This window comes from Streptomyces sp. NPDC050732, assembly GCF_040654255.1.
Lineage (GTDB): Bacteria > Actinomycetota > Actinomycetes > Streptomycetales > Streptomycetaceae > Streptomyces.
Genome location: NZ_JBFAHP010000012.1, coordinates 156,697 through 171,930, shown reverse-complemented (window position 1 = coordinate 171,930; position 15,234 = coordinate 156,697). Strand labels below are relative to the sequence as shown.

Annotated in this window: 9 protein-coding genes and 1 riboswitch; of the genes, 5 read left to right on the top strand and 4 right to left on the bottom strand. The window is 70.3% G+C overall.

The features are described 5' to 3' along the window. Window positions 1-135 precede the first annotated feature (135 nt). Window positions 136-1,578, bottom strand: a complete 1,443-nt coding sequence (locus AB0H82_RS13830) for a YibE/F family protein (protein ID WP_362992169.1) — start codon at window positions 1,576-1,578, stop codon at window positions 136-138. Between the two features lie 71 nt (window positions 1,579-1,649). Continuing rightward, window positions 1,650-1,805: riboswitch (TPP riboswitch) on the top strand. On the opposite strand from AB0H82_RS13830, the gene thiC reads away from it, so the two are divergent. After that, window positions 1,798-3,606: a phosphomethylpyrimidine synthase ThiC gene (thiC, locus tag AB0H82_RS13825; RefSeq protein WP_362992167.1), complete on the top strand. Its 1,809-nt coding sequence runs from the start codon at window positions 1,798-1,800 to the stop codon at window positions 3,604-3,606. (Overlaps the previous riboswitch by 8 nt.) Window positions 3,607-3,865: 259 nt before the next feature. Here thiC and AB0H82_RS13820 read toward each other — a convergent pair whose 3' ends face one another. The 3 genes from AB0H82_RS13820 to AB0H82_RS13810 form a co-directional block, all read right to left on the bottom strand. Further along, window positions 3,866-4,759, bottom strand: coding sequence for a hypothetical protein (locus AB0H82_RS13820; RefSeq protein ID WP_362992165.1), 894 nt, complete (start codon window positions 4,757-4,759; stop codon window positions 3,866-3,868). A gap of 180 nt (window positions 4,760-4,939) precedes the next feature. Then, on the bottom strand, window positions 4,940-5,995 hold the full coding sequence (locus AB0H82_RS13815; RefSeq protein WP_362992163.1) for a metallophosphoesterase: 1,056 nt from the start codon (window positions 5,993-5,995) through the stop codon (window positions 4,940-4,942). A 242-nt stretch (window positions 5,996-6,237) separates the two neighbouring features. Then, window positions 6,238-7,359, bottom strand: coding sequence for a LacI family DNA-binding transcriptional regulator (locus AB0H82_RS13810; RefSeq protein ID WP_362992161.1), 1,122 nt, complete (start codon window positions 7,357-7,359; stop codon window positions 6,238-6,240). Between the two features lie 396 nt (window positions 7,360-7,755). On the opposite strand from AB0H82_RS13810, the gene hisC reads away from it, so the two are divergent. The 4 genes from hisC to cydD all read left to right on the top strand — a co-directional run bounded on the left by hisC (window position 7,756) and on the right by cydD (window position 15,212). Then, window positions 7,756-8,838 (top strand): histidinol-phosphate transaminase, encoded by a 1,083-nt coding sequence (hisC, locus tag AB0H82_RS13805; protein ID WP_362992159.1) that lies wholly within the window; start codon window positions 7,756-7,758, stop codon window positions 8,836-8,838. 213 nt (window positions 8,839-9,051) lie between these two features. Then, a complete protein-coding gene (locus AB0H82_RS13800; RefSeq protein ID WP_362992157.1) occupies window positions 9,052-10,590 on the top strand; it encodes a cytochrome ubiquinol oxidase subunit I in 1,539 nt (512 codons plus the stop codon). Window positions 10,591-10,615: 25 nt separating this feature from the next. Further along, complete coding sequence (gene cydB, locus AB0H82_RS13795) at window positions 10,616-11,620, top strand: cytochrome d ubiquinol oxidase subunit II (protein ID WP_362992155.1); 1,005 nt, start codon at window positions 10,616-10,618, stop codon at window positions 11,618-11,620. Window positions 11,621-11,690: 70 nt separating this feature from the next. Continuing rightward, window positions 11,691-15,212 (top strand): thiol reductant ABC exporter subunit CydD, encoded by a 3,522-nt coding sequence (gene cydD, locus AB0H82_RS13790; protein ID WP_362992153.1) that lies wholly within the window; start codon window positions 11,691-11,693, stop codon window positions 15,210-15,212. The last annotated feature ends 22 nt before the right edge of the window (window positions 15,213-15,234 follow it).

The window sequence follows — 15,234 nt, the reverse complement described above, 5'->3', positions numbered from 1 at the left end:
ACGGGAGGAGAGCCATAGGCATTTTGGTGCATTTCACGGCATCGACTACACCCACCGCATCGACCGCATCGACCGCATCGACCGCACCCACCGCATCGACGGTATGGATCGCAGCCGGGGCTGTCGGCGCCGCGGTCACCGCTTGCGGCGGCGCCCCTTCCCGCCGCGGGAAGGCCGGGCTCCAGTCCCACGGCCCTCGCCACCGGAGCCGGCACCGGTGGCGCCGACGCCCGCACCGATACCGGACGTGCGGTCCGCCGAGACGACCAGGGCGGCCAGCGCGGTCGTCACCGGTACCGAGGCGACCAGGCCGATCGAGCCGATGAGGGTGCGCACGATCTCCTCGGCGACCAACTCGCTGTTGGCCACCGTGCCCACGCTGGACTGAGCGATCGAGAAGAGCAGCAGCAGGGGCAGCGCGGCGCCCGCATAGGCGAGGACGAGGGTGTTGACGACCGAGGCGATGTGGTCGCGGCCGATGCGGATGCCCGCGCGGTAGAGGCCGCGCCAGCCCATCGTCGGGTTGGCCTGGTGCAGTTCCCAGACCGCGGAGGTCTGGGTGACCGTGACGTCGTCGAGTACGCCGAGCGAGCCGATGATGACGCCCGCGAGCAGGAGGCCGCTCATGTCGATGGACGGGTACAGGCCGTGGATGAGGCCGGTGTTGTCGTCCGTGTTGCCGGTGAGGGCGGCCCAGCCGATGAAGAGCGAGCCGAGCAGCCCGATCAGCAGGAGGGAGATGAGCGTGCCGAGTACCGCGACCGATGTGCGAGCCGTGAGGCCGTGGCAGAGATAGAGCGCGATCAGCATGATGGCGCTCGCCCCGATCACCGCCACCACCAGCGGATTCGAACCTTGCAGGATCGCCGGCAGGATGAAGAACGTGAGCACCATGAAGCTGATGGCGAGCGCGACCAGGGCCATCACGCCGCGCAGCCGTCCCACCACGACGACGGCGAGCGCGAAGATGCCGGCGAGCAGCGCCATCGGGATCTTGCGGTTCACATCGGTGACCGAGTACTGCAGGCCTTCGGGCGCCTTGGGCTCGTAGGCGACCACCACCTCCTGGCCCTTGCGGAGTTGCCGGGGCGAGTCCGGCTGGATGAACTCAATGAAGGTGCGGCCCTTGTCCTTGCCGCTGCTCACCTCGATCGTCGCCTTCTTGCAGGTGCCCTCGGCCCGGGACTGCGCGGACTGGCCCTCCGGGGTGGAGGTGTCGCCGGTCGGCGGGGGCTGTGAGGGGCTGAGGTCCTTGCAGGGCAGCTCCTGCACCTTCGTCACCTTCGCCGACTGCGTCTGCCGGTCGAAACCGACGCCGGTCCGCTCGTGCGAGGGCGTGCCGCCGGGCCACAGCACCATGAGCCCCACGACGACCGCGGTGGCGAAGGGGATCAGGACCGCGGCGATGACCTTGCGCAGATGCTTGGAGACGGGCGCGGCCGGGCCGTGGCTGTGGGAATGCCCGTGCCCGGACCCGGACCCATTTCCGTGTCCGGACCCATGTCCATGCCCCTCAGGAGGCATCCCGGAGGAGGGCGGCTGCGGGGGCGGCGGAGGCGGCGGCTGTGTGGTGGTCACTGACCGATCATCGCAAGAACGGAGGGGGCCCTCTGTTCAGCGCGGCCGACATGACGCTAGCGTGGAGCCACCTTTGCAATCGCGGGAGCTCGGAGCACCGGGCTGAGAGGGCGCTGACCTCCGTACGAAACGGCACGAAGAGTGCACGAAACGTACGGGATTCGCTGCGTCGACCGCCGAACCTGTTACCGGGTAATGCCGGCGTAGGGAGTAGGTCTCATGACCACATCGGACGCACGCACGCCTGCCTCCAGCAGCGACGAGCACTCTGAGAGCACAGTCGCGGCTGACGGGGCCGGGAAGTCCATCGGCTGGCACAAGGCGTATGTCGAGGGTTCGCGCCCCGACCTGCGGGTGCCGGTCCGCCAGGTGCACCTCACCAACGGCAAGGCCGTGACCCTGTACGACACTTCGGGCCCGTACACCGACCCGTCGGCCGAGACCGACGTCCGCCGCGGACTGCCGCCGCTGCGGGAGAACTGGATCATCGCCCGCGGCGACACCGAGGAGTACGTGGGCCGCCCGCCCCGTCCCGAGGACGACGGCATCAAGCACACCTCGCCCCGCGGCGGACTCAAGAACCTCGACGCGGTCTTCCCCGGCCGCCCCCGCCAGCCGCGCCGCGGCCGTCAGGGGCAGGCGGTGACGCAGCTGGCGTACGCCCGCCGCGGCGAGATCACGCCCGAGATGGAGTTCATCGGGATCCGCGAGAACATGGACCCGGAGATCGTCCGGACAGAGGTCGCCGCGGGGCGCGCGGTGATCCCCGCCAATGTCAACCACCCGGAGATCGAGCCGATGATCATCGGCAAGAAGTTCCTGGTGAAGGTGAACGCCAACATCGGCAACTCCGCGGTCACTTCCTCCATCGAGGAGGAGGTGGACAAGATGACCTGGGCGACCCAGTGGGGCGCCGACACGGTCATGGACCTGTCCACCGGCCGCAACATCCACACGACCCGCGAGTGGGTCCTGCGCAACTCCCCCGTGCCGATCGGCACCGTGCCGCTCTACCAGGCCCTGGAGAAGGTCGACGGCAAGGCCGAGGAGCTGTCCTGGGAGATCTACAAGGACACGGTCATCGAACAGGCCGAGCAGGGCGTGGACTACATGACGGTGCACGCGGGCGTACGACTTCCGTACGTTCCGCTCACCGCGCGCCGCAAGACCGGCATCGTCTCGCGCGGCGGCTCGATCATGGCCGCCTGGTGCCTCGCGCACCACAAGGAGAGCTTCCTCTACGAGCACTTCGAGGAGCTCTGCGAGATCCTCGCGGCGTACGACGTGACGTACTCGCTCGGCGACGGCCTGCGGCCCGGTTCGATCGCGGACGCCAACGACGAGGCGCAGTTCGCCGAGTTGCGGACCCTCGGGGAACTCAACACGATCGCCAAGCGTCATAACGTACAGACGATGATCGAGGGCCCCGGTCACGTCCCGATGCACAAGATCAAGGAGAACATCGACCTCCAGCAGGAGATCTGCGAGGAGGCGCCGTTCTACACGCTCGGCCCGCTGACCACGGACATCGCGCCCGCCTACGACCACATCACCTCCGGCATCGGCGCCGCGATGATCGGCTGGTGGGGCACGGCGATGCTCTGTTACGTCACGCCCAAGGAGCACCTGGGCCTGCCCAACCGCGACGACGTGAAGACCGGTGTCATCACGTACAAGATCGCGGCGCACGCGGCGGACCTCGCCAAGGGGCACCCCGGCGCCCAGGACTGGGACGACGCGCTCTCGGACGCGCGCTTCGAGTTCCGCTGGGAGGACCAGTTCAATCTCGCCCTCGACCCGGTCACGGCACGGGAGTTCCACGACGAGACGCTGCCGGCCGAGCCCGCGAAGACAGCACACTTCTGCTCGATGTGCGGGCCGAAGTTCTGTTCGATGAAGATCTCCCAGGACATCCGTCGCCAGCACGGCGGTGATCTGGACTCGGATGACATCGCGGCGGGCATGGAGCAGAAGTCCAAGGAGTTCGCCGCGGCGGGCAACCGGGTCTACCTGCCGATCGCCGACTGAGCCGCGGGAGCAAGGCGTGTGCCGGCTTTTCGGCCGTGCCGGCCACTGCCCTGCTCCCGCGCGTGCACTGTCGTCGGCATGGTTGCCGGTTGTCGGTGGACGTCGTGGGCGGCCCCGTCCGTGTGGACGGGGCGGTCGCGGACGTGTCGGTCCCACCCACCTGTCGGTACGCCTTCGGCTTGCGCCGCCGCTCGCCGACAGCGGCGCGCCGAGGCGGTGTCGCGCCTCATGGCCTGGCCCCGGCCCGGCCCCGGCCTCGTTACTCCGGCTTGTGGTCGGGCCCGCCGAAATCGGGGCTGGAGAAGTCGGGGCTGGAGAAGCTCGGACGCGGCCCCGCGGTCGGGCCGCCGTCCGGGCTGCTGAACCCCGGCCGGTGATAGCCGAGTTGAGGCATGCGGCCATTCGCCCCGGAGACCCCTGAGTTCGTCGACGGTGTGCGGGCCGCGGAGGCCCCGCCCGGTTCCGTCAGGGCCTCCCGCAGGAACGGCACGACGCCCCGCTCCAGGAGCGCCCGGCTCCAGTTTTCCCTGGCGCGGGTCAACTCCTCGTTCCGTTCGCCGTGCAGTGCTGCCGGGAGCGAGGTGGAGCCGTTGCGCAGGGCGGTCAGCAGGAGGCCGACCGCGGCGACCAGGATGCCCCCCGCGGTGAGCGCGCCGAACAGCCATCCCGCGGTGAGCAGGGTGTCCGCGAAGGCGGGCTCGGGGGTGAGCATCTTCAGGATGTAGCCGACGAGCAGGAATATCGCGGCGGCCGCCCCCGCGAGGACGGGTGCGAGGACCGCGACGACGGCGATCGCCCCGGCTCCCGCTGCCGCTGGTTCGGCGACCTCGCCCATCGTGGTGGCGAGGCTGACGCCGCCGGAGCCCGACTCCGCGGCGCTCTGTCCATTCCCTTCGCGGATCGACGTGGACGACGGTCGAGGTTCGCGCAACTCCTCGCGAACCTTCACGTAGTGCGCGTACTCGGCCGCGGCCGCGGCCGTGATCAGTGCTGTCGCGTTCAGGGCCATGGTGCGCAGTTGTTCGGTGTTGAGCCGCTGGCCCACTGCGGCGAGTTCGGGACGGTCAGGTGCGGTGCGCAGCGCCTCATCGAGGATCCGCTCGTACTCGGGGCGGTCCTCATTGAGCAGGTGTGGAGCGCTGTTCATGTGCATCCCCCGATGCTCCGTAGGGCTGAGGCTCGCATGGCTACGAGCCGTTGGGCAGAAACGGAGGGGAGCCTGCTACGGATAAGCCGATGGTAGAGCCGTGACGGCACGCGGTGACAGGGGGTTTCCGGAAATTGCCCCCCTGGCCAGCGTGATCGTGTAGAGGGGCGTCTGCCCGGATAGCGCTCAGATACCCAGGGGGAGTTGCTGGACCAGCAGCTTTCCGGCCATGGTCACTCCGCCGTCCATGGCGATGGCGAGGCCGTCGGCGTAGACGTGCGGGCCCTCGATGACCGGACCGCCGCCGTCCGACTCGTCCTCGGAGCCGACGTCACCCAGGAGGTAGGGGATGGGGCTGTGGCCGTGGACGATGCGCGTGCCGCCGTACATGTCGAGAAGTTCCCGTACGGCCGAGGGGCCCGACTCGTCGCGGAAGGCGAAGCGCTTGGTGAACTTGCGGAAGAGGTCCCAGCATTCGTCCGCGTCGTTGCGCGTGAGGGTCTCCCGGATGGTGTCGTTCACCGCCTCGATCGAGTCGCCGTAATCCAGATAGGCGGTTGTGTCGGAGTGCACGAGGAGGTGGCCGTCGGCCTCCTCCATCGCGTCGAGACGGGCCATCCACTGCAGGTGGTGGTCCTCCAGGCGCTCCATGTCGGTCTTCTGCCCGCCGTTCAGGAGCCAGGCGGCCTGGAAGGTGGCGGTGCCCGCGCCGGAGTTCACGGGGGTGTCGCCGAAGCGCTTGGCGCCGAGCAGGAGCAGCTCGTGGTTGCCCATGAGCGCCTTGCAGTAGCCGCCGGCGGCGGCGGCCTCGGCGGAAAGGCGCATCACGAGGTCGATGACGCCGATGCCGTCGGGCCCCCGGTCGGTGAAGTCGCCGAGGAACCACAGGCGCGCGTTCCCCGCGGACCAGTTGCCCTCGGCGTCGACGAGGCCCTGCTCCTGGAGGGCCGCGACGAGCTCGTCCAGATAGCCGTGCACATCGCCGACGACGAACAGCGGGCCGTGCTCGTCGCTCGCCCGCGGCTGCGGGGGCTCCGGCATGACCTGCACCTGGACGGTGTCCCCGCGGTTGATGACCGGCAGGTCGCGCTGGGTGGGGGTGTACCCCTCGTCCGGCGCCTCGCCGGGCGATCCAGGACCTCCCGCGGCGGGGCCGGTCGTCTCATGGATGTACGCGGGTACGCGGAAGTCGCGCAGCGTCGCCGTCCGCACCTCGGGTCCCTGACCGGCCCCCTGAGTCATCGACCCCTCCACCACCATTGCGCCGCATCTGCACCGAGATCGGACTGCTTGGTCGCTGCGGCCCGCGGTGTCGTCCGCCCATCATAGGAATGCGGCTCCCGCTGTGTGGTGCACCAGGGGTGGTGAATCGGTGCCGGACCCCGGTTCATTGCGGATTTCTCCCGAATTGGGCAGAGGTTTCCCCGCTGGTGGCGGGGAGGAAGCCGACCTCTGCCCAGGTCCGCGTACGAGAGAGCGAGCGGTCAGCCGGAGCCTGACGAGCGTGGCGGACTGACCGTCGTGCGGGGCGGACGTCGCTCGGACGAGGTGCGCACGATCAGTTCGGTCGGTATCACCTGCTCGACGGGCCGGCCCGTGTCGAGGCCCTCGATGGCGTCGATGAGGAGCTGCACGACGGCCGTGCCGATGCGGCGCGGTTTGAGGGAGAGCGTGGTGATGGGCGGTTCCGTGGTGGCGTACACCGTGGACTCGCTGCAGCAGACGAGCAGCAGGTCGTCGGGGACGCGCAGGCCGTACCGCCGGGCGGCGGCGAGCAGGTCGGTGCCGTTGGGGTCGAAGAGGCCGTACACGGCGTCGGGGCGGTCGGGCCTGGCGAGCAGCCGGTCGGCGGCGACGGCGCCCGCGCACGGGTCGTGGGCGGGATAGGACTCGTAGACCGGGTCCTGCCCGACGCGCTCGCACCAGCGCAGGTACGCGGTGGTGGACAGGTGGGTGTAGGTGTCCGTGGTGGTGCCGGTGAGGAGGCCGATCCGGCGGGCACCGGCGGCCGCGAGGTGGTCGAGGATCTCCAGGACCGCGGCCTCGTGGTCGTTGTCGACCCAGGCGGTGACCGGGAGCGAGCCTGCCGGGCGGCCGTCGGAGACGACCGGCAGGCCCTGCCGGACCAGCTCGCTGACCACCGGGTCGTGGTCGGAGGGGTCGACGACGACGGTGCCGTCGAGTGCGACGTTCGACCACACGTCGACGGGGCTGCGGCGCGAGGTGGCGGGCAGGATCACCAGGGCGTAGCCCCGGGCGAGTGCGGCCGATGTGGCGGCTCTGGCCATCTCGGCGAAGTAGGCGAATTCGGTGAAGGTGAAAGGTTCATCCCCGTATGTCGTCACGGTCAGGCCGATGAGGCCCGACTTGCCGGTACGGAGGGTTCGGGCCGCCGCGGAGGGGCGGTAGCCCAACCGCTCTGCGACCTCGCGGACGTGGCGTCGGGTGGCGTCGGGGAGCCGACCCTTGCCGTTGAGGGCGTCGGAGACAGTCGTGATGGAGACACCGGCGGCGGCGGCGACGTCTCTGATCCCCGCTCGACTCTGCCGGTTGCCCCGGCGCGCGGTCTCCGCTCGGCTCACCTGGTGCTTCCCTGCTGCTGTCATGGCGAGCCGATAGTAGGGCTCATGGGGGTGGGTAGCAGGGGCGCATATGCACGCGTTGACAGGCACGTTTCTGCATGGCCCCATGGGGTCAATGACCTTGGAAGCAAAGGCAGTTGGCGAGATCCACAGGTAGCTGCACCTGATCGTCGCGCACGGGCCTGCCGAATGAGTCAGGTCTCGAAGAGGTCTCAACTCACCTTCACGGGGGATGCGCGCCACGGAGCGAGCCACCGGCGCGAGGCGGAGCAGGGGGCGCTCCCCCCCGCTTCGCGCGCCTGCGCCGGCTGGAGCGGGACCGCCCGTGAGCCGATGTCGGAAGGCCATTCGCAGCGGCGCCGAATCCTCATAAGGTAAGCAGTATTCGAACTGGTGTGACTGGCTAAGAGGAGGACTGCGGTGAGCGAGACGAACCCGAGGCTGCGCGCCGAGCTGGAGGGGATCCCCACCTACAAGCCGGGCAAGCCCGCGGCGGCGGCCGACGGTCCCGCGGCCTACAAGCTGTCCTCGAACGAGAACCCCTACCCGCCGCTCCCCGGCGTCATGGAGAGCGCGCTCGCCGCCGCCGGGTCCTTCAACCGCTACCCCGACATGGCGTGCACGGCCCTGATGAGCGAGCTGGCCGACCGCTTCGGGGTGCCCGCCTCGCACATCGCCACCGGCACCGGTTCCGTCGGCGTCGCCCAGCAGCTGCTCCAGTCCACGTCGGGCCCGGGCGACGAGGTCATCTACGCGTGGCGGTCCTTCGAGGCGTACCCGATCATCACGCAGGTCAGTGGCGCCACGTCGGTGCGGGTTCCGTTGACGGACGGCGAGGTGCACGACCTCGACGCGATGGCCGACGCCATCACCGACCGCACTCGCCTCATCTTTGTCTGCAACCCCAACAACCCCACGGGCACCGTCGTCCGCAGGGCCGAGCTGGAGCGGTTCCTCGACCGGGTGCCGGGCGACGTCCTGGTCGTGCTCGACGAGGCGTACCGCGAGTTCATCCGTGACCCCGAGGTGCCGGACGGCATCGAGATCTACCGCGACCGCCCGAACGTCTGTGTGCTCCGTACGTTCTCCAAGGCGTACGGCCTCGCGGGCCTGCGCGTCGGTTTCGCGGTCGCCCACGAGCCGGTGGCCGCCGCGCTGCGCAAGACGGCGGTGCCCTTCGGTGTGAGCCAGCTCGCGCAGGACGCGGCGGTGGCGTCGCTGCGGGCCGAGGACGAGCTGATGGGCCGGGTCGGCGCGCTGGTCGCGGAGCGCTCGCGCGTGGTCGAGGCGCTGCGGGGCCAGGGCTGGACGGTGCCTGAGACGCAGGCGAACTTCGTGTGGCTGCGGCTCGGCGACCGTACGGCGGACTTCGCGGCGGCGTGCGAGAAGGCCGGCGTGGTCGTGCGGCCGTTCGCGGGCGAGGGGATGCGGGCCACGATCGGCGAGACCGAGGCCAACGACATCTTCCTGCAGGCGGCGGAGGCTTTCCGCAAGGAGCTCTGAGATCGCTGTGGTGGAAGGCCCCGGGCAGGTGCCCGGGGCCTTCTTTTCGCGTTCCCGTCGGTAAGGGGGACCCCCTTTCGGGTTTCGGCAGCCAGTACGACATAATGCTTGTGAATGTGAACGCGTTCACAAGCGTGCCCCGCTTCGCCCCGAGATGGGTGGGACAAAAGGGGCGACCGGTCGCTGTGGGCACGGTGAGTAAGGAGAGACGCAGTGGACCTGGCTCTGGCGCCGGAAACTCTGGCGCGATGGCAGTTCGGCATCACGACCGTCTACCACTTCCTGTTCGTCCCCCTGACGATCTCCCTCGCCGCCCTCACGGCGATCCTTGAGACGGCATGGGTACGGACGGGCAAGGAGCACTACCTCAGGGCGACCAAGTTCTGGGGAAAGCTGTTCCTGATCAACATTGCGATGGGTGTCGTCACCGGCATCGTGCAGGAGTTCCAGTTCGGCATGAACTGGTCCGACTACTCCCGCTTCGTCGGTGACGTCTTCGGGGCGCCGCTCGCCTTCGAGGCGCTGATCGCCTTCTTCTTCGAGTCGACCTTCATCGGCCTGTGGATCTTCGGCTGGGACAAGCTGCCGAAGAAGCTGCACTGCGCCACGATCTGGATCGTCTCCATCGGCACCGTCCTGTCGGCGTACTTCATCATCGCCGCCAACGCCTTTATGCAGCACCCGGTCGGCTACAAGATCGTGGAGCGGGACGGCACTAAGCGTGCGGAGCTCACCGACTTCTCGAAGGTGCTCTTCCAGGAGACGACGCTCGTCAACTTCTTCCACGTCATCTCGGCGGCCATCCTGGTCGGCGGCGCCTTCATGACCGGCATCGCCATCTTCCACCTGCGCAAGAAGCAGCACATCCGCACCATGCGGATGTCGCTGCGGCTCGGCCTGGTCACCGCGTTCGTCGGCACGCTGCTCACCGTCGTCAGCGCCGACACCCTCGGCAAGGTCATGTACGAGCAGCAGCCGATGAAGATGTCGGCGGCCGAGGCGCTGTGGGAGACCGAGAAGCCGGCACCGTTCTCGCTCTTCGCGTACGGAGATGTCGCCGAGGGCCACAACAAGGTCGCCATCGAGGTCCCCGGCGTCCTCTCCTTCCTCGCCAAGAACAACTTCAGCGCCGAGATCCCCGGCATCAACGACCTCAACAAGGAAGCGCAGGACAAGTTCGGGCCCGGCGACTACCGGCCCAACATCCCCACCGCCTACTGGTCGTACCGCTGGATGATCGGCTTCGGCGGGGTCTCGATGGCGCTGTGCACCGCGGGCCTCTGGCTGACGCGGAAGAAGTTCTGGCTCGCGCCGGAACACCGCACCGGCGCGGACGAGATACCCAAGCTGATGCTCACCAAGAACAAGGAACTCGCGCCGAAGCTCGGCACGTGGTGGTGGCGGCTCTCGCAGTGGACGCTGATCTTCCCCCTCATCGGCACCGCCTGGGGCTGGATCTTCACCGAGACGGGGCGACAGCCCTGGGTGGTCTACGGCGTCCTCCGCACGAGGGACGCGGTCTCGCCCGGGGTCTCCCAGGGCGAGGTGCTCACCTCGCTGATCGGGTTCACGCTCATCTACGCGATCCTCGCCGTGATCGAGGTGAAGCTGCTGCTCAAGTACGTCAGGTCGGGACCGCCCGAGCTGACCGAGGCGGACCTCAACCCGCCCACCAGGATCAGCGGACCCGGATCGGGCAAGGACTCCGATTCCGACTCCGACGCCGACCGGCCCATGGCCTTCTCTTACTGAAGCGGAAGGAAGGAGCGACGAGGACATGGAACTTCACGACGTCTGGTTCGTACTGATCGCGGTCCTGTGGATCGGCTACTTCTTCCTGGAGGGCTTCGACTTCGGGATAGGCATCCTGACCAAGCTGCTCGCCCGCGACCGGGTCGAGAAGCGGGTCCTCATCAACACCATCGGCCCCGTCTGGGACGGCAACGAAGTGTGGCTGCTCACGGCGGGCGGTGCGACCTTCGCCGCCTTCCCCGAGTGGTACGCGACGCTCTTCTCCGGCTTCTACCTGCCGCTCCTGATCATCCTGATCTGCCTGATCGTCCGCGGTGTCGCCTTCGAGTACCGCGCCAAGCGGCCCGAGGAGCGCTGGCAGACCAACTGGGAGCACGCGATCTTCTGGACCTCGCTGATCCCGGCGCTGCTGTGGGGCGTCGCCTTCGGCAACATCGTGCGCGGCGTGAAGATCGACGCCCACAAGGAGTACGTGGGCGGCTTCGTGGACCTGCTCAACCCGTACGCGCTCCTCGGCGGCCTGGTCACCCTGACGCTGTTCACCTTCCACGGCGCGGTGTTCGCCTCGCTCAAGACGGTGGGCGACATCCGGGTGCGGGCGCGGAAGACGGCGCTGGGCCTGGGCCTCGTCACGGCCGTGCTCGCGCTCGGGTTCCTGCTCTGGACGCAGGCCGACAAGGGCGACGGCAAGAGCCTGATCGCGATGGTCGTGGCCGTGGTCGCCCTGGTCGGCGCCATCGTGGCCATCAAGATCGGGCGAGAGGGATGGTCGTTCGCGCTGTCCGGGATCACGATCGCGGCGGCCGTCGCGATGCTCTTCCTGACGCTCTTCCCGAACGTCATGCCGTCGTCGCTGAACGAGGAGTGGAGCCTCACGGTCACCAACGCCTCGTCGAGTCCGTACACCCTGAAGATCATGACGTGGTGCGCGGGCATCGCGACGCCTGTCGTGCTGCTCTACCAGTCCTGGACGTACTGGGTGTTCCGCAAGCGCATCGGGACGCAGCACATCGCGGATGCCGCGCACTGAGTCCCTCGCGGATGCCCCGCGCTGAGTCCGCTGTCGCCCCGGCTCCCCCGTCCCCCGTCCTTCGGAGGGTGTGTTTCACGTGAAACCAATCGACCCGCGTCTGCTGCGGTACGCCCGCGCCACTCGCTTCTTCCTGGTCGCTGTGGTGGGGCTGGGGCTGCTCGGGGCCGGCTTGGTGGTCGGGCAGGCGATGCTCATCGCCGAGATCGTGGTGGGCGCCTTCCAAAAGGGCCACTCCGTAGACGACCTGTTCACTCCGCTGATGTTGCTGGCCCTGGTGGCGGTGGGGCGGGGGCTGGTCTCCTGGCTCACTGAACTCGCCGCGCACCGGGCCAGTGCGGCGGTCAAGTCGGAGCTGCGGGGGCGGCTGTTGGAGCGTGCAGGCGAGCTCGGGCCGGGGTGGCTGACGGGCCGGCGGACCGGCTCGCTCGTCTCCCTCGCGACCCGTGGCGTGGACGCGCTCGACGACTACTTCTCGCGCTACCTGCCGCAGTTGGGGCTCGCGGTGGTCGTGCCGGTGGCGGTGCTGGCCCGCATCGTCACCGAGGACTGGGTGTCGGCGGCGATCATCGTCGTGACGCTGCCCCTGATCCCGGTCTTCATGATCCTGATCGGCTGGGCCACACAGAACCGCATGGACCGCCAGTGGCGCCTCCTCTCGCGCCTCTCGGGCCACTTCCTCGACGTGGTGGCGGGCCTCCCGACGCTGAAGGTCTTCGGCCGCGCCAAGGCGCAGGCCGAGTCGATACGCAAGATCACCGGCGAGTACCGGCAGGCCACGATGCGGACGCTGCGCATCGCCTTCCTGTCGTCGTTCGCCCTCGAACTGCTCGCGACGATCTCGGTCGCGCTGGTCGCGGTGACCATCGGCATGCGGCTCGTCCACGGCGAGATGGAGTTGTACGACGGTCTCGTCGTCCTCGTCCTCGCCCCCGAGGCCTACCTTCCGCTGCGGCAGGTCGGCGCGCAGTACCACGCGGCGGCGGAGGGGCTCTCGGCCGCCGAGGAGATCTTCGAGGTCCTGGAGACCCCGGTGCCGGCCGCCGGGACGGGGGCGGCGCCCGCGGGCGTCCTGAGCGTGGAAGGCGTGACGGTCCGGTATCCGGGACGGACGTCGGACGCCGTCTCCGGGGCGTCCTTCGAGGTGGCGCCCGGGGAGACCGTGGCGCTCGTCGGGCCGAGCGGGGCCGGCAAGTCGACGCTGCTCGACGTGGTGCTCGGGTTCGTCCCGCCCACCGAGGGGCGGGTGCGGGTCGGGGGCGTCGACCTGGCGGAGGTCTCGCCCGCACGCTGGCGCGAGCGGATCGCGTGGGTGCCGCAGCGGCCGCACCTCTTCGCCGGGACCATCGCGGAGAACGTACGGCTCGCGCGGCCGGAGGCGGACGACGCGCAGCTGCGTGAGGCTCTGCGCGAGGCGGGCGCCCTGGAGTTCGTGGACGCGCTGCCCGCCGGGGCGCGGACCGTGCTGGGGGAGGACGGCGCCGGGCTGTCGGCGGGGCAGCGGCAACGCCTCGCGCTGGCGCGGGCGTTCCTCGCCGACCGGCCCGTGGTGCTGCTCGACGAGCCGACGGCGGCCCTGGACGGCGGCACCGAGGCGGAGGTCGTCGAGGCGGTTCGCCGGCTGGCCGTCGGGCGGACCGTGCTGCTGGTCGTGCATCGGCCGGCGCTGCTGGCCGTCGCCGACCGTGTCGTACGGCTGGACGCCGCTGTCGCTGCCGCGGCTTCCGCGCTTCCGGAGGCGCGCCGACCCGTACCGTCCGGCGGTACGGGAGACCATCACGGCGGCCAAGTGGCCGCCCAGCCCGTGAGTGACGCCGAGGCCGGTGCCGAGGCCGGCCGTCCGCGGGGCAGGGTGCTGGCCCGGGTCCGGCACGCCGCGCGGGCCCGGCGAGGGCAGTTGGCGCTGCTCCTGGGGAGCCTCGCGCTCGCCAGTGCCGTCGGCCTCATGGCCACGTCAGGGTGGTTGATATCGCGGGCCTCGGAGCAGCCCCCGGTGATGTACCTGATGATCGCCGTGACGGCGACCCGCGCCTTCGGCATCGGCCGCGCCGTCTTCCGGTACGCCGAGCGCCTCGTCTCGCACGACGCCGTGCTGCGGATGCTCGCCGACACCCGGGTCGCCGTCTACCGGCGCCTGGAGCGGCTCTCCCCTGCCGGTCTGCGCGGGGCCCGGCGCGGCGACCTCCTCTCCCGTCTGGTCGCCGATGTCGACGCCTTGCAGGACTACTGGCTGCGCTGGCTGCTCCCCGCGTCGGCCGCGGCCGTCGTCGGCGCGGGAGCCGTCGGCTTCACCTCCTGGCTGCTGCCCGAGGCGGGCGCCGTGCTCGCCGCGGGGCTGCTCGCGGCGGGGGTCGGTGTGCCGCTCGTGAGCGGCGCCGTGGCCAGCCGCGCGGAGCGGAAGCTGGCACCCGCGCGCGGGAGACTCGCCACCCGCGTGGCCGATCTCCTCACAGGGACCGCGGAGTTGACCGTCGCCGGCGCGCTGCGGCGGCGTACGGCCAAGGCCGCGGAGGCCGACGCCGAGCTGACGCGGATCGCCTCGCGGGGCGCCACCGCCACCGCGCTCGGCGACGGGCTCGGGGCCCTCGTCACCGGGCTCACCGTGGCCGCCGCCGCGCTCGTCGGCGTGCAGGCCGTTCACGACGGGCGGCTGAGCGGCGTGGCCCTCGCCGCGGTCGTCCTCACGCCGCTCGCCGCCTTCGAGGCGGTAATGGGGCTGCCGCTCGCCGTGCAGTACCGCCAGCGGGTCAGGAAGAGCGCCGAGCGGGTCTACGAAGTCCTCGACGCACCCGTGCCGGTCCCCGAGCCCGCCGTGCCCGCAGAGGCCCCTCGTACGCCTTTCCCGCTGCGCGTCGAAGGGCTGCGCGCCCGCTACGAAGGACAGTCCGCCGACGCGCCCGCGCTAGCGGGCGTGGGCCTGACGCTGGACCGGGGGCGGCGGATCGCCGTGGTCGGCCCGTCCGGGGCCGGCAAGACGACGCTCGCGCAGGTGCTGCTGCGGTTCCTCGGGGCGTACGAAGGGACGTACACGCTCGGCGGCACGGACGCGGCCGCGCTGGACGGCGACACGGTGCGCGGCATGGTCGGGCTGTGCGCCCAGGACGCCCACATCTTCGACAGCTCGGTGCGCGAGAACCTGCTGCTCGCCAAGAAGGACGCCACCGACAGCGAACTGCGTGCCGCCCTGGAGCGTGCGCGGCTCGACGGCTGGGTCGACTCCCTGCCCGACGGGCTCGACACGCTCGTCGGCGAGCACGGAGCCCGCCTCTCCGGAGGACAGCGACAGCGCCTCGCGCTGGCCCGCGCGCTGCTCGCCGACTTCCCCGTCCTCGTCCTGGACGAGCCCGCCGAACACCTCGACCTGCCGACCGCCGACGCCCTGACCGCCGACCTGCTGGCCGCGACCGAGGGGCGCACGACGCTGCTCATCACGCACCGGCTTGCCGGGCTCGACGCCGTGGACGAGGTGCTCGTGCTGGACGGCGGGCGGGTGGCGCAGCGCGGCACGTACGCGGAGCTCGCCGCGGAGGAGGGGCCGCTGCGGCGGATGCTGGAGGTGGAGCGGGCGGCGGATCTGCTGGTGGCGGGGTGAGGGCGGCGGATTCCGGGGTGGC